Source organism: Sphingomonas sp. SP1 (assembly GCF_058313395.1).
Genome location: NZ_JBZFLC010000001.1, coordinates 476,419 through 493,483, shown reverse-complemented (window position 1 = coordinate 493,483; position 17,065 = coordinate 476,419). Strand labels below are relative to the sequence as shown.

General features: G+C 66.3%; 21 protein-coding genes and 1 tRNA gene. 6 read left to right on the top strand and 16 right to left on the bottom strand.

Going from position 1 to position 17,065, the window contains the following annotated elements; all coding sequences use genetic code 11:
- Window positions 1–6 precede the first annotated feature (6 nt).
- Genes AC4GYS_RS02615 through trpD form a run of 6 tightly spaced genes read right to left on the bottom strand, consistent with a single transcriptional unit; the run spans window position 7 to window position 6,441 of the window.
- Window positions 7–1,188, bottom strand: a complete 1,182-nt coding sequence (locus AC4GYS_RS02615; protein WP_491107553.1) for a 3-deoxy-7-phosphoheptulonate synthase — start codon at window positions 1,186–1,188, stop codon at window positions 7–9.
- A 3-nt stretch (window positions 1,189–1,191) separates the two neighbouring features.
- Entirely contained in the window at window positions 1,192–2,067 is an 876-nt protein-coding gene (locus AC4GYS_RS02610) for an SDR family NAD(P)-dependent oxidoreductase (RefSeq protein WP_491107552.1), read from the bottom strand.
- The gene (gene trpA, locus AC4GYS_RS02605) at window positions 2,051–2,869 is read right to left on the bottom strand and encodes a tryptophan synthase subunit alpha (protein WP_491107551.1); all 819 of its coding nucleotides are present in this window, start codon (window positions 2,867–2,869) and stop codon (window positions 2,051–2,053) included. The genes AC4GYS_RS02610 and trpA overlap by 17 nt, the downstream gene beginning before the upstream one ends.
- The gene (gene trpB, locus AC4GYS_RS02600) at window positions 2,866–4,083 is read right to left on the bottom strand and encodes a tryptophan synthase subunit beta (RefSeq protein WP_491107550.1); all 1,218 of its coding nucleotides are present in this window, start codon (window positions 4,081–4,083) and stop codon (window positions 2,866–2,868) included. The genes trpA and trpB overlap by 4 nt, the downstream gene beginning before the upstream one ends.
- The gene (gene trpCF, locus AC4GYS_RS02595; RefSeq protein WP_491107549.1) at window positions 4,080–5,426 is read right to left on the bottom strand and encodes a bifunctional indole-3-glycerol-phosphate synthase TrpC/phosphoribosylanthranilate isomerase TrpF; all 1,347 of its coding nucleotides are present in this window, start codon (window positions 5,424–5,426) and stop codon (window positions 4,080–4,082) included. Before trpCF ends, trpB begins: the two co-directional genes overlap by 4 nt.
- On the bottom strand, window positions 5,419–6,441 hold the full coding sequence (trpD, locus tag AC4GYS_RS02590) for an anthranilate phosphoribosyltransferase (RefSeq protein ID WP_491107548.1): 1,023 nt from the start codon (window positions 6,439–6,441) through the stop codon (window positions 5,419–5,421). Before trpD ends, trpCF begins: the two co-directional genes overlap by 8 nt.
- Window positions 6,442–6,531: 90 nt before the next feature.
- Here trpD and AC4GYS_RS02585 point away from each other — a divergent pair, with 90 nt between their 5' ends.
- Entirely contained in the window at window positions 6,532–6,699 is a 168-nt protein-coding gene (locus tag AC4GYS_RS02585; protein WP_491107547.1) for a hypothetical protein, read from the top strand.
- A gap of 36 nt (window positions 6,700–6,735) precedes the next feature.
- Window positions 6,736–7,731, top strand: coding sequence for a 2-dehydropantoate 2-reductase (locus tag AC4GYS_RS02580; protein WP_491107546.1), 996 nt, complete (start codon window positions 6,736–6,738; stop codon window positions 7,729–7,731).
- A 9-nt stretch (window positions 7,732–7,740) separates the two neighbouring features.
- On the opposite strand, the gene AC4GYS_RS02575 is transcribed toward AC4GYS_RS02580, so the two are convergent.
- Window positions 7,741–7,831 (bottom strand) — tRNA-Ser (locus tag AC4GYS_RS02575).
- A gap of 150 nt (window positions 7,832–7,981) precedes the next feature.
- Here AC4GYS_RS02575 and AC4GYS_RS02570 point away from each other — a divergent pair.
- The 3 genes from AC4GYS_RS02570 to AC4GYS_RS02560 are packed head-to-tail and all read left to right on the top strand — an operon-like array spanning window position 7,982 to window position 9,578.
- Window positions 7,982–8,380 (top strand): metallopeptidase family protein, encoded by a 399-nt coding sequence (locus AC4GYS_RS02570; protein WP_491107545.1) that lies wholly within the window; start codon window positions 7,982–7,984, stop codon window positions 8,378–8,380.
- Entirely contained in the window at window positions 8,377–8,943 is a 567-nt protein-coding gene (ccmA, locus tag AC4GYS_RS02565) for a heme ABC exporter ATP-binding protein CcmA (protein WP_491107544.1), read from the top strand. The genes AC4GYS_RS02570 and ccmA overlap by 4 nt, the downstream gene beginning before the upstream one ends.
- Window positions 8,940–9,578, top strand: coding sequence for a heme exporter protein CcmB (locus AC4GYS_RS02560; RefSeq protein ID WP_491107543.1), 639 nt, complete (start codon window positions 8,940–8,942; stop codon window positions 9,576–9,578). The genes ccmA and AC4GYS_RS02560 overlap by 4 nt, the downstream gene beginning before the upstream one ends.
- Before the next feature lie 3 nt (window positions 9,579–9,581).
- Here the strand turns inward: AC4GYS_RS02560 and AC4GYS_RS02555 are convergent, their stop codons facing one another.
- From AC4GYS_RS02555 to AC4GYS_RS02520, 8 genes are read right to left on the bottom strand one after another with little or no spacing between them, the layout of a single operon-like run.
- Entirely contained in the window at window positions 9,582–10,445 is an 864-nt protein-coding gene (locus tag AC4GYS_RS02555) for a class I SAM-dependent methyltransferase (protein ID WP_491107542.1), read from the bottom strand.
- Complete coding sequence (locus AC4GYS_RS02550) at window positions 10,442–11,674, bottom strand: M16 family metallopeptidase (protein ID WP_491107541.1); 1,233 nt, start codon at window positions 11,672–11,674, stop codon at window positions 10,442–10,444. The genes AC4GYS_RS02555 and AC4GYS_RS02550 overlap by 4 nt, the downstream gene beginning before the upstream one ends.
- On the bottom strand, window positions 11,671–12,264 hold the full coding sequence (locus tag AC4GYS_RS02545; RefSeq protein WP_491107540.1) for an SURF1 family protein: 594 nt from the start codon (window positions 12,262–12,264) through the stop codon (window positions 11,671–11,673). The genes AC4GYS_RS02550 and AC4GYS_RS02545 overlap by 4 nt, the downstream gene beginning before the upstream one ends.
- Window positions 12,261–12,635: a DUF983 domain-containing protein gene (locus AC4GYS_RS02540; protein WP_491107539.1), complete on the bottom strand. Its 375-nt coding sequence runs from the start codon at window positions 12,633–12,635 to the stop codon at window positions 12,261–12,263. The genes AC4GYS_RS02545 and AC4GYS_RS02540 overlap by 4 nt, the downstream gene beginning before the upstream one ends.
- Window positions 12,635–13,477: a cytochrome c oxidase subunit 3 gene (locus tag AC4GYS_RS02535; RefSeq protein ID WP_491107538.1), complete on the bottom strand. Its 843-nt coding sequence runs from the start codon at window positions 13,475–13,477 to the stop codon at window positions 12,635–12,637. Before AC4GYS_RS02535 ends, AC4GYS_RS02540 begins: the two co-directional genes overlap by 1 nt.
- Window positions 13,478–13,513: 36 nt before the next feature.
- Window positions 13,514–14,059 (bottom strand): cytochrome c oxidase assembly protein, encoded by a 546-nt coding sequence (locus tag AC4GYS_RS02530; RefSeq protein ID WP_491107537.1) that lies wholly within the window; start codon window positions 14,057–14,059, stop codon window positions 13,514–13,516.
- Window positions 14,056–14,193 carry a cytochrome c oxidase system small membrane protein gene (locus AC4GYS_RS02525; protein ID WP_491107536.1) on the bottom strand — a complete coding sequence of 46 codons (138 nt, stop codon included), beginning with the start codon at window positions 14,191–14,193 and terminating at the stop codon, window positions 14,056–14,058. The genes AC4GYS_RS02530 and AC4GYS_RS02525 overlap by 4 nt, the downstream gene beginning before the upstream one ends.
- 4 nt (window positions 14,194–14,197) lie before the next feature.
- Window positions 14,198–15,097, bottom strand: coding sequence for a heme o synthase (locus tag AC4GYS_RS02520; RefSeq protein WP_491107535.1), 900 nt, complete (start codon window positions 15,095–15,097; stop codon window positions 14,198–14,200).
- A gap of 51 nt (window positions 15,098–15,148) precedes the next feature.
- On the opposite strand from AC4GYS_RS02520, the gene AC4GYS_RS02515 reads away from it, so the two are divergent.
- Window positions 15,149–15,742, top strand: coding sequence for a peptidylprolyl isomerase (locus AC4GYS_RS02515; RefSeq protein WP_491107534.1), 594 nt, complete (start codon window positions 15,149–15,151; stop codon window positions 15,740–15,742).
- A gap of 6 nt (window positions 15,743–15,748) precedes the next feature.
- Here AC4GYS_RS02515 and AC4GYS_RS02510 read toward each other — a convergent pair whose 3' ends face one another.
- Window positions 15,749–16,885, bottom strand: coding sequence for a J domain-containing protein (locus tag AC4GYS_RS02510; RefSeq protein WP_491107533.1), 1,137 nt, complete (start codon window positions 16,883–16,885; stop codon window positions 15,749–15,751).
- Between the last annotated feature and the right edge of the window lie 180 nt (window positions 16,886–17,065).

Here is a 17,065-nt window from a genome sequence, read left to right as displayed (position 1 = left end):
GCAGTTTCAGGCGGCCTCCGCCGTGCCGGCCAACCGAGCCACATCGGCTGCAAAGGCGAGCGCCTGGTCGCGGTTGAGGCGGGGGTCGCAGGCGCTCCGCCAATTCACCAGTTGCGCCGGATCGAAAAGCTCGCCGCCCAGGCACTCGGTCACCCCTTCGGCCGTGATTTCGAGATGAAGCCCGCCCGGCCACAGACCTTCTGCCTGAAGCAGCGTCGAAAACCGCTTCGCCTCGGCAAGCATGGTCTCGTATCGCCGAAGCTTGCGTGGGCCGCCGCGCTCCGTGTTGCCATGCATCGGATCGCAAACCCACAACGGCCTGCGCCCGGCCGCCTTGATGGCTCTCAACCAGCCCGGCAATATCGCCTCGATCCGATCCGCGCCCAGTCGCACGATGAGCGTCAGCCGGCCCGGCTCGCGCTGTGGATCGAGCAAATCGCACAGACGCAGCAATTCGTCCGCGGCGAGCGTCGGACCGCATTTCACCCCAACCGGGTTGGCGATGCCGCGAAGAAACTCGACATGCGCCCCGTCAACCTGACGCGTGCGATCCCCTACCCACAGGAAGTGACCGGATACCGACCAGTGCCGCCCGTCTGCCGCATCGCGCCGCACCAGCGGTTCCTCGTAGGGCAGCAGCAAAGCCTCGTGGCTGACGAACAGCGGTTCAGCCAGCCGGCGGACCAGGCGCTGTGTGGCGAGCGCATGCGCATGGCCGCGCAGCATTCGCGATGGCTCGGCGCGCCGCTCCATCGGGGTATGCCCACGACCGTTGATCAGATCGCCGCGATAGATCGGCAGGGTGGTGCCTTCGCGTTGCTCAGTGCTGCTGCCGCGCGGCTTGGCGAATTGCCCAGCGATGCGGGCGAGGTGAATGACTGGGCCACCCGTGGCGATTGCCAGTGGCTTTGCCATTTCGTCGAACAGCTTGGCAAGGTCGGCAATCCGCTGAGTGGTCCCGTCGTCAAAGGTTTCCGCGCAATCTCCGCCCTGCAGCAAGAAGGCGCGACCCGCCGCGGCTTGGCCCAGCAGTCCTTTTAAATTCTCGCTTTCCCCAATTGCCGCGATCGGGGCTGCCTGGGACAGCGTCCGTTCCGCCTCCAGCAGGGCATCCGGGTCGGCATAAAGCGGCATCTGCGCGGCCGGGCGGTCCCGCCAGCTTCCAGGATGCCACTTTACCGTATTCATGCCCTAAGAGCCTAGCGCCTTGCCGAGTTCGATCTGGCCCTGCTCCAGCCCCGACGCCGGGATCGTCGCGGTGGCCGGGTCGCCGATCTCCGCCAGCCGATCGAGGATTGCCTGCGCCGCGTCGAGATCGTCCATCCCCTTGATCGAGATGCCCCTGGTGAGGGTGACGTGCGCCTGTTCGACACCCTGCGCCCCGGCAGCGAGGATCGTCCGATTGGGCGCGTCTTCCGCCACCAGCGCGAGCAGCGCCGGGCTGACATAGTCGGGCTTGAGTAGTTCCAGCGCCGGCGGAGGCAAAAGGTTCTCGGTCATCGCGGTGCGAGCCGTGGGCGCAAGGCAGTTCACCCGCACATTGTTCTTCGCGCCTTCGAGGCTCAGCGTCTGCATCAGGCCAACAAGTGCCATCTTGGCCGCGCCGTAGTTGGACTGGCCGAAATTTCCGTACAACCCGCTGGAGGAGGTCGTCATGACGATGCGACCGTAATTGCGCGCACGCATGCCGTCCCAGACCGCCTTCGTGCAGATGACGCTGCCCATCAGGTGGACCTCGACGACCAGCCGGAAGTCGGCCAACTCCATCTTGGCGAAGCTTTTGTCGCGGAGGATGCCGGCGTTGTTGACGAGGATGTCGACCTCGCCTGCCGCGGCGACCATCTCCGCCACTGCAGTTTCATCGGTGACCGAGGCGCCGGCCGCCTGGGCCTGGCCGCCGGCGGACCGAATTTCCTCCACTACTGCGTCGGCGTTGGCGAGATTTTCAGGAATGTCGTTGACGACGACCCGGGCGCCGGCCCGGGCGAGCAACAGCGCATGGGCGCGGCCTAGCCCGCCTCCGGCGCCGGTGACGATCGCGGTCCTGCCCTCAAGCGAAATGGCCATGGTGCTCCCTTTGTGCGGTCGTCAGCGCAGTAGCGCGCTTCATGGCCGAGACAAGATTGCGCAGCGCATCGCCATCAGCCCCCAGCTTCACCAGGGCCGATCCGGCGATCACGCCCCGCGCGCCCGCCCGCATCGCCTCTGCAACATGGTTCGCCGTCGAGATGCCGAATCCAAGCACGGGCGGCGGCGCACCTACGTCTGCAAGCATGGCAAATAGCTGGTCGTGATCCAGCGTCAGTGCATCGCGCGTGCCGGTCACGCCGGGCCGAGCGACGCAATAGGTGTAACCGGAAGAAAGCTCGGCGATCCGGTGCACGACCGGCTCCGGCGTATTGGGGGCGGCGATCATCACCAGGTCGAGGCCGGCAGAGCGCGCGGCAACGGCATAGGGTGCGGCTTCGATGCTCGGAACGTCGGCAACCAGGATCGAGTCGGCCCCGGCGGCGGCGGCATCGGCCATGAACCGATCCCGTCCGCGGGCGGCGAGGAGATTGGCATAGGTCAGGATGCCGAGCGGAACGTCTGGATGGCGGGAACGGAAGCCTGCGATCAGTGCGAAGCAGTCGTCGACCCTCACTCCGGCGCGCAACGCCCGGTCGGCTGCTGTCTGGATGACGGGGCCATCGGCGACCGGATCGGAGAAGGGGATGCCGACCTCGACCATGTCGGCCCCGCCCTCGACCACCGCATCAAGCAGCCGGCTGCAGGTTTCGAGATCGGGATCGCCGAGCATCAGAAATCCGCCGAACGCGCCTTCCCCCTGCGCCCGGAGCCGTTCGAACATTGGCGCGTATCGGCTCATGCGGCATCCTTCAGCGGCCTGACTGCCTGATCTGCTCCCTTGCCCGTCCCCAGCAGCCGGACGGCCTGCGATATGTCCTTGTCGCCCCGACCGGAGAGATTGACGACGAACACCTGGTCGCGACGGCTTTCCCCCGCCATCTTCACGGCATGGGCGATGGCATGTGCGCTTTCAAAGGCCGGGATGATCCCCTCATTGCGCGCCAGTTCCTGAAAGGCAACCAGCGCGTCCGTGTCCTCGACCCCGACGTAGGTCGCCCGACCACTTTCCCGGAGATGGGCGTGCTCCGGTCCGACGGCGGGATAGTCCAGCCCGGCCGAGATCGACCAGCTGTCGGATACCTGCCCGTCGCTGTCCTGCAGCACCAGCGTCTCGGTTCCATGAAGGATGCCGGGCGAGCCGCGAAGGATCGTGGCGCCATGTTCATGGCCGGCCAGGCCCTTGCCCGCCGCCTCGACGCCAATCAGCTCGACCCCGGCATCGCCGATGAAGTCGCTGAACATGCCGATGGCGTTGGAGCCGCCGCCGACGCACGCGATCACCGCGTCCGGCAAGCGTCCCTCGGCCTCAAGGACCTGGGCCCGCGCTTCCTTGCCGATGACCCGCTGGAACTGGCGAACCATGGTCGGGAAGGGGTGCGGACCGGCTGCGGTGCCAAGCAGATAGTGGGTGTCGGCAAAGCTGGCCGTCCAGTCGCGCAATGCCTCGTTGACGGCATCCTTCAAGGTTCGTCCGCCGGCAGTCACGGGGATCACCCGGGCGCCCATCAGCTCCATCCGAAACACGTTCAGCTGCTGCCGCTCCACATCGTCCGCGCCCATGTAGATTTCGGTGTGCAGCCCAAACAGCGCGCCGGCGAGCGCGGTCGCAACCCCATGCTGACCGGCGCCGGTTTCCGCGATCAGCCGCCGCTTTCCCATGCGCCGTGCCAACAGGGTCTGGGCGAGCACCTGGTTGGTCTTGTGCGCGCCCCCGTGCAGCAGGTCCTCGCGCTTGAGATAGATTCGGGAAGTCGTGCCGGCCGCGAGGTTGCGGCACAGGGTGAGCGGCGTCGGCCGACCGGCATAAGTGGTGAGCAGCTGCTGGAGCTCCTCGTGGAAGACCGGGTCTGTCTCCGCTTCGAGGAAGGCGGCCTCCAGTTGCTCGAGCGCCGGGACCAGGATTTCCGGAACGAAGCAGCCGCCGAACCGGCCGAAGCGACCGTCGCTCTTCATGCCCCCACCGTGCGGTCGGGAAGCCGCAGCGCGGCGAACAGGTCTTGCATGGCAAATATATCCTTGCGGCCGGGATGGAGTTCGATGCGGGAGCCGACGTCGATACCGTAAACGCCGGTGCGCTGCGCCGCGCGGGCGTTGTCGGGACCGATCCCGCCTGCGAGGAACGCGTCCGAAAGACGAGGTTCGCCGATCAACTGCGACCAGTCGAACGGCTGGCCAGTGCCGCCCTGGCCATTGTCGTACAACGGCCGGTCGCCGCCGCGATCATGGCCCGGCGTGCTCGCCGTCCAGACCTCGCCGCCGAAGCCGGCCTTGATCGCCGCGATCCGTTCGGGGGCTTCCGACCCGTGCAGCTGAACGGCAGCCAGTTCCAGCTCGTTCGCGGCCGCGATCACATAGGGCGCGGGCGCATCGCGGAAGACGCCGACCGGTCGCATGCCGGCGTTGCGGGCGGCCTCCACCAACGGCAGCGAATGGCGCGCCTCAAGCGCTCGGGGCGTACGGGGAACGAACACGAAGCCTGCATGCGTCGCGCCAGCGAGACTTGCGGCCCAGATGTCGTCGAGATGGGTGAGACCGCAGATCTTGACGTGCCCGTACACCAACGCGCGGGTGGCGTCGGCTATGTCGCGCGCGGCCATCAGCGACGAACCGACCAGAAAACCATCGCAAAAGGGCGCGAGCCGTTCCGTGTCCGCCCGCGATCCGACCCCGGATTCGCTGATCAGCAGCACATCGTCCGGTACCCGCCGAGCCAGCCGCTCCGTTACGGCGAGATCGGTTTTCAGGGACTTGAGATCGCGATTGTTGATCCCGACGATCGCTGCTCCAAGAGCCAGCGCACGGTCGAGTTCGGTCTCGTTGTGTACTTCGACGATCGCGTCCATGTCCAACCGATCAGCCTCGGCAAGGACTTGAGCGGCCGTCTCATCGTCCAGGACGGACAGCATGCACAGGACCGCGTCGGCGCCATGCAGGCGCGCCTCCGCCACCTGGCGCGGATCGACGATGAAGTCCTTGGCCAGGATCGGTCCGTCGAAGGCGGCGCGGACGCTGGCCAAGTCGTCCAGAGAACCCTGAAAGAACGGTCCGTCGGTCAACACGCTGATCGCATCGGCAACCGGAGCGTAGGCCCGTACTGCCGTTCCCAGCGAATGGCGCGCGGCGTGTCCGGAGGGGGAGGCACGCTTCACTTCGGTGATGAAACGTACGCCAGGTTTCCGCAGAGCGTCCCGCAGGCTTCGCTTGGTCGGCGCGGCCGCGGCGGGATCGACGGCCGCCAGCCGCTGGACGACATCCGCCCGTTTCCGCTCGACAATGGTCGACAAAACGTCAGTCACGGCTTGCCTCGATGAATTGCGCGAGCACCTTGCCGGCGCGGCCATCAAGCAACGCTTCCCGCGCGTGTCCGGCTCCATCGCGCAGATCTGAGCATTTGCCGGCCGTGTACAACAGCGCGGCAGTGTTCAGCACGACGATGTCCTGTTCTGCTGGCGCGCCGGCCCCATTCAAAAGCCCGCGCAGCCGGTCGGCATTCTCCACGGCGTTGCCGCCCACGACGCCACCCAGCGCGGCCCGCTCAAGCCCGGCCTGCTCGGGGGTGATCACCATCTCGGTCAATTCTCCGTCCGAAATCCGTACCGCCCGGGTTTCCGCGTGGAGGGCTACCTCGTCGAGGCCGCCGCCATGCACCACCATCGCCCGCTCAACGCCTAGCGCCTGCAGGGTTTGCGCAATTCGACGCAACATCCTGGGGTCCGCGACGCCCAGCAGTTGCACCGACGGGCGCGCCGGATTGATGCACGGACCGAGCAGGTTCATCACCGTCCGCACGCTCAGTTGCCGCCGCACCAGCCCTGCATGTTTCATGCCCGGGTGATAGGCGGGCGCGAAGAGGAAGCAGAAGCCGGTCTGGTCGAGCAGCCGCCGGGCCCGGCCGGGCTCCAGCTCGATTGCCGCGCCCAGCGCCTCCAGCACATCGGCCGAGCCGCATTTGCTGCTTACCGAGCGATTGCCGTGCTTGGCGATCGGCAGGCCGCACGCCGCCGCCACAAATGCCGTCGCAGTTGATACGTTGATCAGCCCGGAACCGTCGCCGCCGGTCCCGCAGCAGTCTGCGTAAAGATAGGATGGCCGCTCGAACGGCAGGGCAGCGGCGGACAGCGCATGGGCGGCGCCGATCATTTCCTCCGCTGTTTCGCCCTTCATCCTAAGCGCGATCAGCATGCCGGCGATCTCCGCCGGTTCGAGCCGGCCGAGCACGAGCCGCTCAAACAGGTGCCGCGCTTCGTCGGTACTCAGATCCTCCCCGCCGAGCAATCGAGGCAGGGGATTGGGAACCGGACCGTGATCCACGGGCGGTGGGAAAGCCGACGGAAGGGGGGCAAGCGCGACATTGTTCATCAGGGACCTCGGGCAAAAAGAAACCCGCCGTGAGGCGGGTCGATGAAGCAGAACTGGAAGGGAGTGGTCGTGGGGTGCGATCAGCTCACCGCCAGCGCCATCGCGCCGCCGAGGTCATGGGCCGCCACCAGCGCCAATTGGCGCCGTCCGTCGAATGGATCGGAAGAGGGGTGCGGGTCATCGTGGCCGGATGTCGACAGTTCGCCGTAGCTTGTCAATGGCTTTGGATACGGTCCATCTGCGGTAATGGATCGGCCACGGATCGTGATTGCGGGTGCAGGCAGCATCGGCTGCTATGTCGGCGGACTGCTGATCGCAGGGGGCGCGGACGTGATCCTGCTCGCCCGGCAGCGGATCGCGGACGAAATTGGCCGACATGGCCTCCGCCTCACCAGTCTCGACGGTGTCGACATCAAGCTTCCCGCCAGTCGCGTTCGGATTGCGACCGATCCGGCAGTGCTGGACATGGCCGATATCATTCTGGTCACGGTGAAAAGCGGTGCAACCGAAGAGATGGCTCATCTCATCGGGGCGCACGCGCCGTCGCCAGCGGTGGTGGTCAGCCTCCAGAACGGGATCGGCAACGCCGATATGCTGCGACGCGGACTGCCGGGGCGGACGATCCTTGCCGGAATGGTGCCCTTCAATGTCGTGCATCTTGCGGAAGGCCATTTTCACCGCGGCACGTCGGGCAAGCTGATCATTCAGAAAGCGAGGGGGGACGCGGTTGCGGCGCTGGCCGTACCGCATCTTTCAGTCGAGACCGCGGACGATATGCAGGCCGTGCTGTGGGGCAAGCTGCTGCTTAATCTCAACAATGCGCTGAACGCCCTGTCCGGCCTGACCCTATACGAGCAGCTGCAGGATCGCGGTTGGCGGACCATCCTCGCCCGACAGCAGGCGGAGGCTTTAGGCTTGCTCAAGCCTGTCGGCATCAAGCCGTGGAGCATGGGACCACTTCCCGTAAGGTTGTTGCCAACCGTCCTGCGCCTGCCCACGCCCTTGTTCCGCTTGCTGGCGCGCTCGGCCGTCACGATCGATCGCCGCGCCCGATCCTCCATGTGGGAGGACCTCGAACGACGCCGCCCGACGGAGATCGACCAGTTGCAAGGTGCGGTGGTCAGGCTCGCTGCAAGCGTTGGGAGGGAGGCGCCGGTCAACGCCCGCGTCCTGCGATTGGTGCGCGAGGCAGAGGCGAAGGGCACCGGCTCACCCGGTCTTGGTCCAGACACGATCGGGTGAAGGAGGAAATGGCGGAGCGGGAGGGATTCGAACCCTCGATACGGTTTTGCCGTATACTCACTTTCCAGGCGAGCGCCTTCGACCACTCGGCCACCGCTCCGCACGACAGCTGCTCGTCGAGAACGCATTTCGACGCGCATCAGCTGCTCAACCAGACGCCTGGAACGCGACCATCTAGTCGGGAGATCGGCCCGGGGCAAGGACGTGCGCTTGGCGCGGGGGAACGGCTGCCCTATGCGCCAAGGACATCATGCGCAGCTTCGGTCCGCCCCCATCCGCCGACGAGATCGAGGCCGTCGCCCGCAAGGCAATGGAGCGGCTGCCCGAGCCGTTCGCAACACATCTCCGCTCGGTGGTCCTGCAGGTGCAGGACTTCGCCGACGCCCGGACGCTGGCGGAATTCGGCCTGGAAAGCCCGTTCGAGCTGACCGGCCTCTATTCCGGTCGGCCGCTGACCGAGAAAAGCGTCGAGGAGTCCGGCGCCCTTCCCGACCACGTCTTTCTCTACCGGCGGCCGATCCTGGACGAATGGGCGGAAGAGGGCGAGGAACTGGAGCATCTGGTGGCGCATATCCTGATCCATGAGGTCGGCCATCATTTCGGCTTTTCCGACGAGGACATGCACGCGCTGGAAGCAGAGGCGCGTTGAGCGAGCTGCTGCGGTTCGACCAGGTCGCCTGCGTGCGCGGTGGAAGACTGCTGTTCGAACGGCTGAGCTTTGTGCTTGCCGCCGGAGAGATGCTGTGGGTTCGCGGACCCAATGGGGCCGGAAAGTCGAGCCTGCTTCGGCTGGCGGCCGGATTGCTGAAGCCAGCCACCGGCGTCGTCGCTGCTTCGTCCGCAGCCCTGGCCGACGACGCCCTGGCACTCGACCGCGAGCAGCCTCTGGGCAGAGCGTTGGGCTGGTGGGCGGAGCTGGACGGTGGGTCGGCCACCGAGGCGATGATCCTGTTCGGGCTGGAAAACTTGCGCGAAGTCCCCGTTCGCATGCTGTCCACCGGCCAGGCGCGGCGCGCCCGGCTGGCGCGGGTCGCGGCATCGGGCGCGCCGCTGTGGCTGCTCGACGAACCGGTGAACGGACTGGACACCGCCAGTGTCGAGTTGTTCGGACGCGCGGTGGAGCGACACCGAGCAGGTGGTGGCGCGGTCGTCGCCGTATCGCACATCGGCCTGCCGGCTCCGGGACTGCGCAGCCTGGAGTTGGGCGAGTGATCGGTCGCCTGATCGTGCGGGAAGTCCGCCGCTCGCTTCGGGGTGGGGCATGGCTGCCGGTGATCTTTTTCCTGTTGGTGGCGACCGCCGTGCCCTTCGCGGTAGGCCCCGACGCGGCGCTGCTCGGAAGGGTCGGCGGGGGAGCTTTGTGGATCGCCGCCCTGACCGCCGCCCTGCTGCCGATCGAACGACTCGTCGAGCCCGACTGGGCCGACGGCGTGATCGATCAACTGGCCGTGCGCGGGATCAGCGGAGAGGAGGTGGCCTTCGCCAAGATCGTCGGTCACTGGCTGACATTCGGCCCGCCTTTGATGACTGCAGCCATTCCCGGCGCCGCGCTGCTGGGATTGGACGGTAACGCGCTTGTTCGAACCCTCGCCACGCTGGCGATCGGGACGCCCGCCCTGGCGGCCTTGGCGGTCGCGGTGGCAAGCCTGACGGCGGGTTTGCGCGGCAATGCGGCGCTTGGAGGGCTGCTGCTCGTCCCGCTCGCCGTCCCTTTGTTGATTTTTGCCGCATCGGCCACCGGCGACGGGGAAGCCGGCGCCATGAAACTGGAGGCTGCCGTCGCGCTGTTCACCATTGCGGGAGCACCGTTCGTCAGCGGCGCTGCCATCCGTGCGCTGCGGACCTAGCGCCTAGTCGCGACTCCAGCGGGCGAAGATCGCGGTCGGCAGCAGCAATCCGCGGGCTTCTTCGCGCACTGCCATTTCCCCGCACTCGACCGATCCGCCGAGTTCCGCCAGCGTCTGCCGAACCAGTTCGCCGATCGCCAGTGCCGACATGCGCACCGCATAGACGGTTAGCACCAGGAATCGGCTGTCGGCATCCAGCAGCTTGCGACAGTCGGCCAGAAGGGGGGCGAGATGCTCTTCCAATCGCCATACCTCGCCGGTCGGACCGCGCCCGAACTTCGGGGGGTCGAGCAGGATGCCATCGTAGCGGCGGCCCCGTCGGACCTCACGCGCGGTGAACTTGGCCGCATCGTCGATCATCCAGCGGATCGGGCGACCGCTCAGACCTGACAGGGCGGCGTTGGCCTTGCCGCCCTCAACGCTTTTTTTGGAAGCATCGACATGGGTCAGTCGCGCTCCCGCCTCGCTGAGGAGGAGGGTGCCCACGCCGGTGTAGCCGAACAAATTCATGATCTCGGCGCCGTCGGCGCGATCACGCATCCAATCCCACTGCGGGGCCATGTCGGGGAAAAAGCCGAGATGCCGGAACGGGGTCAGGGACGCGTGGAAGCGGACCCCGCCACGGGACAGCGCCCAATTTGGCGGTATCCGCCGATGTACCATCCAGCGTCCGCCACCCTCTTCGTCGCTGCCCGGCACAAACTCCGCATCGGCCTGCCAGTCGGCGGCTGCGGGCGCCCACATCGCCTGGGGCTCCGGCCGGATGACCCGCACATCGCCATAGCGCTCGTACTTGCGGCCATCACCGCAGTCGATGAGCCCCCAATCGGCCCATGGCTCGGCGATCAAAGTCTCAAGGTCGCTCATGCGGCAAGTGCGAGCGGTCCGCCGCCGACCGAGGCCAGCGCAACTGCCCCGGCCAGCATCTGCTGGCCAGCGGCACGGGCCGCTGTCAGGTTGACCGACCGAAGTTCGGCAAGCTGTTCTTCGACGGGCACGAGCCGACCGAACAATTCGATCGAGCGAGCGTGTTGGTCGGCGCGGCCCTGCACGGTTTCCAGCGTCATCAACAACGCCGCTTCGACCTGCGCCCGGGCGCGGGTGAGTTCTGCCTCGGTCAAGGTTGCGGCGGTCGCCCCAACGATGTCGCGGGTTAACTGCAACGCCGCTGACGCATCCTTGCAATCGGTGGCGGCGCTGACCGCCAAAAGGCCGCAGTCGGCAAATCCCTGGGTCCAGGCGTAGACCGAATAGCATAGCCCCCGGTCTTCGCGCAGCTGTTGGAACAGCCGGGACGACATGCCACCGCCAAGAGCCTGCGCGAAGAGCGTCACGGCGGGCATGGTCGGGTCGACCGCCGCGACGGTTGGAAAGGCGAGATTCCAGTGGGCCTGTTCGCATTTGCGCCGGTCGATCCGCTGGCCGCCGGTGAATCGCGCTCCGGCGATCGGCGAATACGCGCTGCCGGCCATGTCGCCGAAGCGCTTCTCGGCAAGGTGCAGCAGCTGGTTCTCGTCGACGGCGCCGGTGGCAATCAGGACCAGCCGGTCGGGGGTAAGCTGTCCCTCCACCCAGGTTCGCAGATCGCTGGCCGAAAAGGCTGCGATCGCCCTTTCCGTCCCGATGACCGGATGACCCAGCGCCTGACCGTCGAAGGCCGCTTCGAACAGCAAGTCGCCAGCCAGATCCTCCGGATTGTCCGCGATCTCGCCGAGCTCCGACAGGATGACGCCCTTCTCCCGCTCCAGATCGTCCGGGTCGAAATGCGGAGCGCGCACGAGGTCTGCGATCAGGTCTAGCGCGAGTGGGACATCGCCCCCGAGGGTCCGCGCATGAAACGCCGTTTGGTCGCGCGACGTCCAGGCATTGAGATGGCCGCCGACATCCTCGATGGCCTCGGCAATGGTGCGGGCATCGCGCGATCCGGCCCCTTTGAAGACCATGTGCTCGACCATGTGCGCAAGGCCGCCCTTGCCATGGGGCTCGGAGCGGGAGCCCACTCCAGCGTAGAGGCCGACCGCCGCCGACAGCGCGCCTGGCATTGGGTCCACGACCAGCGTCAGGCCATTGGGCAGCCGGTGCAGGACGGCGCTCATTTCCGCATCTCCGTCTCGCGGCCGCGAAGCGCCAGCAGGTAGATGCCGACTGCGAGCGCGGCGAACAGGAACCACTGGATCGCGTAGGACCGGTGGTTGTTGGGGATGTTCTCCGGAGTTGGCGGCGCGCTGGCCTGGAGTCCGGAGAGGCCCTGCGCCGACACCAGCTTCATCCGCAGCTCGCTGTCCGGGGCGATCACCCCCGCGACCAGCCCGCCGCGCCAGTCGGACTTGGCGCGAGGATCCTTGGACCATCCAATGTCGACCCGCATACCTGGCCCTTCGGCGCCGGTCCGGCAATCGACGAGGTGGCTGTAGCCGCTTTCGCCCTGAAGGTTGCGCCCGGCGACGACTTTCATGTTCATCGGCTGCAGGCACATGCCGGACGCGCGCCGGAAGAGCGGTAGCTGGTCGTCCCTTGTCAGGCTTCCCGGCCATGCGGCGGGGGGCTGCCCCGCGGCGGCTTCGTACCGGGCAAGCAGCGCTTCCTTCTGGGCGGCTCGCTGCAACTGCCAGATGCCGAGGCCGACCATGACGACAGCGGCCGCAAGCACGATCAGGGTCGGAACGAGGGGAAGGCGACGGATCATGAGCTTAGCCGTCCCTCGCGTGCCCGATGGCGGTACTCCGCACCAAGCAGCCAGGCCTTGGCGAGGCGAAGTCCGCCGCCGGTCAGCAGCAAGCCCACCGGGATCCACACAAGGTGCACCCACCAGGCAGGCTCCGCCGCTGCATCGAGGACCAGGGCAGAGATGACCAGCACCGCTCCGACGATGAGAATCAGGAAGGCCGCCGGGCCATCCCCGACATTGAATTGTCCATAGTCGAGGCCGCAGATCCGGCATCCACTGCGAAAGCGGACCGCGCCGAGGAACAGCGGCCCCTCACCGCAGCGGGGGCAGCGGCCAGCCAGCGTCGTTCGGAGCGCGGACGGCTGCTGCCCGGAGCCTTGGTCTTGCACTAGTGGACCGGTGCGCCCCACCCGCCCCACAGGTAGATGGAAACGAACAGGAACAACCACACCACGTCAACGAAGTGCCAATACCAGGCGGCCGCCTCGAAGCCGAAGTGCTTCTGCGGCGTGAAGTCGCCCCTCACGGCGCGGATGTAGCAGACGATCAGGAAGATCGTACCAATGAGGACATGGGCGCCGTGGAAGCCCGTCGCCATGAAAAAGGTCGAGGTGTAGATGTTGGCGGGATGCTCGGCATCCGCGCCGGTCGAGCTGAAGGAGAAAGGCGCGACAGCGTATTCATACGCCTGGATGAACGAGAAAATGATGCCCAGCGCGATGGTCAGCAGCAAGCCGGTCTTCAGGCCCTTGCGGTCGCCGTTGATCAGGCAATGGTGCGCCCAGGTGATGGTCGTGCCCGAGCAGAGCAGGATCAGCGTGTTGAGCAGCGGGTAGCCCAGCGGATTGAGAACCTCCATGCCCTTGGGCGGCCATTGGGCGCCGACGGCGTCGACTGCGCTGGGGAACAGGGCATTATCGAAGAAGGCCCAGAACCAGGCGACGAAGAACATCACTTCCGACGCAATGAACAGAATCATCCCGTAGCGCAGATGAAGCTGGACGATCGGCGTGTGGTCGCCGGCGCGGCTTTCATGAACGACATCGCGCCACCAGCTGAACATGGTGAACAGCACGCCCGCCAGGCCAAGCAGCGTGACAAACTTGCCGTAGGGATTCTCATGCATCCACAGGACGCCGCCACCGGTCAGCAAAAGTGCCGAGAAGCTGCCCACCAGCGGCCAGAGGCTGGGCGGCAGGATATGGTAAGGATGGTTCTTGGTAGCGGCCATCGTGCTGCGGTTTCCTGTTGAGTTTGCGCGAGGGGCTTAGCCGGGCTGTCCCGGCTTTTCCACTGGGAAGAAGGTATAGGACAGGGTGATTTCGTCGATGTCGCGCGTAGCCTCGTCCTCCCGAATTTTCGGGTCGACGAAGAACACCACCGGCATCTCGACCCGCTGACCGGGCCGAAGCGTCTGCTCGGTGAAGCAGAAACACTCTATCTTGTTGAAATACTGTCCGGCCTTGGCGGGGGTGACGTTGAAGATCGCCCGTCCCGTCGTGCTGCGCGCGGTTAGATTGTGGGCAACGTAATTGGTCACCATCCGCTCGCCCGGGTGGATCTTGATTACCGTTTCCTGCGGTTTGAAGGTCCACGGAAGGGCGGGATTGATATTGGCGTCGAAGCGGACGCCCACCTGCCCCGCAACCGCGCCGGGTGCCGCATCGGCGCGCATCGGGGTGCCGCCAAATCCGGTCACCTGGCAGAAGATGCGGTAGAGCGGCACCGAGGCGAAGGCGAGTCCGACCATGAACAGCACGAAGAGCACTGCCCGAAGCGCGACGGTCCGATTCTTGTCCGCCAGCGTCGTCACTGGTTCAGCGACAGCTTCGCAATGGTGATGGCGAAAACCAGAACGACGAAGCCGATCAGCAGCAGGGCGGTGACCCGGGAGCCGCTTTTCTGGCGTGCGCGCACCAGATCTTCGTCGGGACGGGGAGCGGTCATCTGCCTACAGCCAGCGATCGACAACCAGCGCGCCGAAAAGCCCGAACAGATAAAGGATCGAGAAGGCGAACAGCTTCTTCTCGGGCTTCATCTCGGCGGGTTCGGTAGCTTTGTTTGCCAGCACGGCAACGGCAAGAACCATAAAGACTGCCGATAGCAAAGTTGCCGACAGGCCGTAGATCGCGCCGGTCAGTCCGAGTGGCCACGGGACGATCGCAGCGGCGACCATTGGCAAGGTGTAAAGGAACACCTGGCGACGGGTCGTCTCGATCCCGGACACGACCGGCAGCATCGGCACTCCGGCAGAGGCATAGTCGGTTCGCACGAACAGGCTAAGCGCCCAGAAATGCGGCGGCGTCCACAGGAATATGATCAGGAACAGGAGGACGGGCAGGGTGGCGATCTCGCCGGTCACGGCGACCCAGCCGATCAGCGGCGGAAAGGCCCCCGCGGCGCCCCCGATGACGATATTTTGGGCGGTGCGGCGCTTCAGCCAGACGGTGTAGATCACCGCATAAAAGAAAATGGAGAAGGCCAGGATCGCGGCCGCCAGATAATTGGCGGCCAGCATCATCAGCACGACGGACGCACCCGAAAGGCCGATCCCGAAATGCAGCGCTGTCTGGCGGCTGACTCGCCCGGTCGGAAGCGGTCGGTTGCGCGTCCGCTTCATATGGGCATCGAGGTCGGCCTCGTACCACATGTTGAGCGCCGCTGCCCCACCCGCGCCCAGCGCGATGCACAGCACCGACGCGAAGCCGAGCACCGGGTCGATCGGCCCCGGCGCTGCCAGCAGGCCGCACAGCGCGGTGAAGACGACCAGCGTCATAACCCGCGGCTTCGTCAGCGCGAACAGGTCCCGCCAGTCGGCAGGCAGGGCAGGGTTGGCAGCGAGCGTGGTCATGACTCGAGTGGGCGTATAGTGACGTTCATCCGGAGGCGCTAGGCTTCGCGGATGATCACGCGATTCGCCTTAGCGCTCAGCCTTTTCAACGCCATGCCGGCTGTCGCCCAGACGGTCCCTCCAGCACCTTCGGAGGCGCCTCGGGACGACCTCGTCGAGGTGGCTCTCGACACGGAAAAAGGCCGGATCGTGCTGGCGCTCGATCGCGGGCGCGCGCCTGCCACGACCGCCAATTTCCTGCGCTACGTGGAATCGAAGCGGTTCGACGGGATCGGCTTCTATCGTGCCATGCCCTACGGAAAGAGCGGCCTCGTTCAGGCGGGCATTACCAAGGATGCGCGCCTGCTGTATCCGCCGGTCAAGCATGAGCCGCCCTCCGAGACCGGATTGAAGATGGCGGCTGGCGCGGTGGCCATGGCCAATGTCGGACCAGGCACGGCGCGGTCCGATTTTTTCATCCTGGTCGATCCGATCACCACGTTCGGCGACAGCTTTGCGGTGTTCGGGCGGGTCGTCGAGGGAATGGACGTGGTGAAAGCGATCCTCGCCTCCCCGGTAAGCGCGACGAAAGGCGAGGGGTCGATGAAAGGTCAGATGCTGGATCCGCCAGTGACTATCCGGACGGTTCGCAAGTTGGCGGAATAAGCGGGCTCAGCTGCCCATGATCGACGCGATCTCCTGATTGCGGCCGAGATAGGTGTCGCGCCGGCATCGATCGGAGCCACAGCCGCCAAGGCGGGCAAGGAAACTGTTCCGGCTGCTGATCAGCAGGGCGCGCTTGCGGGCGTCGGCCGCCAGATAGCTTTGCTGGTAGAGAATGGTCTGGTGCCGCTCGAGCGCCGACAGGTCGATCCGCGGCTCATTCGCGGCGGTGGCCGGCATGGCCCCTGGCCGGGCCACCTGCTGCCGAGCCGTCCGTGGAGGGGCCGGTCTAGGGATCGAACGGGTTTCCGGAGGAATGCGCGGTGGTTCGGATACGGCGGTCGGCGCGGACCCAATGGGCGATGATCCGGTCGGCGGCTCAAGCACGAGAGGTTCGGCCGCTGCGAGTTGGACGGCCCGGCCGAGGGTGGTCAGTGCTTGCGACACCGCGTCATCGGTCTCCAGATCCAGCGGCAGGTCGCTGTCAGAAGTCGCCGGGTGAAACCAGACGTCCGCAAGCAGGCTGTGCGATCCGTTGGCGGTTGAGATGCCATCGGGCAAGCGCAGCGCGACGGTAGCTCGGCACCGCACGTTGCCGAGCAACTCCGACCCTTCGGCATGGATCGGCGATAGCTGGATTTCGGCCGACGCCGCGGCGATGCGAAAAGCGTCGGGATCGGCCAGCTCGTCGCGGCGCGCTGTGCGGAACAAGGCGCGGCGAACATCCTTGGGATCAGCCTGGTCCGGACAGCCGCGTTCAGCATCCTGGGTTGCGCGGTCGGTCGCAGCTGGACGCGGGGCCGACGGGGTTTGCGAGATGCCGGTTGGCCGGGTCGCGGCGAAAGCCAGCAGTCCCGCCGCCGCTACCACCATCATGGCGAAGGCGCCTCGACCCCGGGGCGCCGGACGGGCAGGCGCCCAGACCTGCGGCACGGCCCGGGCGGCCAGTTGCCGGTCATAGGCGGCGCGCCTCGCCGGGTCACTTAGCACCGCGTAGGCGCCAGACACGCGCTTGGCTTGTTCCGCAGCGTCCGCATCCCGGTTCTGGTCGGGATGATAGCGCCGCATGAGCGCAAGGTAAGCGACACGGATCGCGCCGTCCTCGGCAGTGGGCGACACGCCCAAGGTGCGATAATGGTCGGTCATCGTCGCTTCACGCTGCAGGCCATTCTGGCCCCGAACGTCAATCCTTAAACGGTCCGGGACAATTGCGCGACCTGTGCCGATGTCGGCTTTCACTGGAGAGCGGACGAAGCGTTCAGCCGATCGGCGTTGACAACGCAAAAGACCCGCCTCGCTGCCGCAAGGCGGGTCTTCAGTGTTTGC

What these genes read in the sequence shown, in the direction of transcription:
- AC4GYS_RS02615 (WP_491107553.1), bottom strand. Translation starts at nt 1,188, where the DNA reads ATGAATACGGTAAAGTGGCATCCTGGAAGCTGGCGGGACCGCCCGGCC.
- AC4GYS_RS02610 (WP_491107552.1), bottom strand. Translation starts at nt 2,067, where the DNA reads ATGGCCATTTCGCTTGAGGGCAGGACCGCGATCGTCACCGGCGCCGGA.
- trpA (WP_491107551.1), bottom strand. Translation starts at nt 2,869, where the DNA reads ATGAGCCGATACGCGCCAATGTTCGAACGGCTCCGGGCGCAGGGGGAA.
- trpB (WP_491107550.1), bottom strand. Translation starts at nt 4,083, where the DNA reads ATGAAGAGCGACGGTCGCTTCGGCCGGTTCGGCGGCTGCTTCGTTCCG.
- AC4GYS_RS02585 (WP_491107547.1), top strand. Translation starts at nt 6,532, where the DNA reads ATGAAGCAGAACTGGAAGGGAGTGGTCGTGGGGTGCGATCAGCTCACC.
- AC4GYS_RS02580 (WP_491107546.1), top strand. Translation starts at nt 6,736, where the DNA reads ATGGATCGGCCACGGATCGTGATTGCGGGTGCAGGCAGCATCGGCTGC.
- AC4GYS_RS02570 (WP_491107545.1), top strand. Translation starts at nt 7,982, where the DNA reads ATGCGCAGCTTCGGTCCGCCCCCATCCGCCGACGAGATCGAGGCCGTC.
- AC4GYS_RS02555 (WP_491107542.1), bottom strand. Translation starts at nt 10,445, where the DNA reads ATGAGCGACCTTGAGACTTTGATCGCCGAGCCATGGGCCGATTGGGGG.
- AC4GYS_RS02550 (WP_491107541.1), bottom strand. Translation starts at nt 11,674, where the DNA reads ATGAGCGCCGTCCTGCACCGGCTGCCCAATGGCCTGACGCTGGTCGTG.
- AC4GYS_RS02545 (WP_491107540.1), bottom strand. Translation starts at nt 12,264, where the DNA reads ATGATCCGTCGCCTTCCCCTCGTTCCGACCCTGATCGTGCTTGCGGCC.
- AC4GYS_RS02535 (WP_491107538.1), bottom strand. Translation starts at nt 13,477, where the DNA reads ATGGCCGCTACCAAGAACCATCCTTACCATATCCTGCCGCCCAGCCTC.
- AC4GYS_RS02525 (WP_491107536.1), bottom strand. Translation starts at nt 14,193, where the DNA reads ATGACCGCTCCCCGTCCCGACGAAGATCTGGTGCGCGCACGCCAGAAA.
- AC4GYS_RS02520 (WP_491107535.1), bottom strand. Translation starts at nt 15,097, where the DNA reads ATGACCACGCTCGCTGCCAACCCTGCCCTGCCTGCCGACTGGCGGGAC.
- AC4GYS_RS02515 (WP_491107534.1), top strand. Translation starts at nt 15,149, where the DNA reads ATGATCACGCGATTCGCCTTAGCGCTCAGCCTTTTCAACGCCATGCCG.
- AC4GYS_RS02510 (WP_491107533.1), bottom strand. Translation starts at nt 16,885, where the DNA reads ATGACCGACCATTATCGCACCTTGGGCGTGTCGCCCACTGCCGAGGAC.